Here is an 870-nt window from a genome sequence, read left to right as displayed (position 1 = left end):
AGCTGGTTACATTCCAGGTTTAGTAGGTTTAGCTGCATGGTTATCAGTTACAAACACTTCACACATGGTAGAAGGAGCTAAAGAAGCTTTCACTGGTATCGCTGGTAATGAATTAGGAGCTACTGGTTTATTCACTGGTATGATTATTGGTGTATTATCTGTTGAATTATTCTGCTTCTTCGAAAAACAAGATGCATTAAAAATTAAAATGCCAGAACAAGTTCCACCAGGAGTTGCTCGTGCATTCGAAGTTTTAGTACCAGCTACTATTACTTTAATTATCACTGCTTGTATTGGATCAGCATGTTATAACTTAACTGGTTTATACTTAAATGATGTTATCAAAAATGGTATCCAAGGTCCTTTAGGAGCTGTAGGTGCTACAATTCCAGGTGTTATGATCATCTATTTAGTAATCATGTTATTCTGGTTAGTAGGTATCCATGGTAACAACATGTTATCTGCAGTAAAAGAAGCATTATTTACACCATTAGCACTTGAAAACGTTGAAAAATTCAACAAAGGTGAAAAACCAACAAACATCATCAACATGTATGCATTACAAATGTGGGGTGAATTCGGTGGTTCAGGTGTTACTATCGGTTTAGTAATCGCAATCATGATCTTTGGTAAACGTGAAGATAACAAAGCAATCGCTACATTATCATTAGTTCCAGGTTTATTCAACATCAATGAAACAGTTACATTCGGTATTCCAATGGTATTAAACCCAATCTTAGGTATTCCATTCGTAGTTGCTCCATTAATCACAATCATTATTGGTTATGTATTAACAGTTATCGGATTCTGTCCAGTTGCATGTTTAACAGTACCTTGGACAACTCCACCAATCGTATTTGGTTTCTTAGC

General features: G+C 35.5%; 1 protein-coding gene. It reads left to right on the top strand.

The features are described from left to right. The coding region (locus LJD32_RS14975) for a PTS sugar transporter subunit IIC (protein WP_227392824.1) at positions 1-870 on the top strand (870 nt) is incomplete at both ends.

The organism is Faecalibacillus sp. TM498 (genome assembly GCF_020589955.1).
GTDB lineage: Bacteria > Bacillota_I > Bacilli_A > Erysipelotrichales > Coprobacillaceae > Faecalibacillus > Faecalibacillus intestinalis.
Note: the sequence above shows the minus strand (reverse complement) of the source record. Positions and strands in the feature narration are given on the sequence as shown.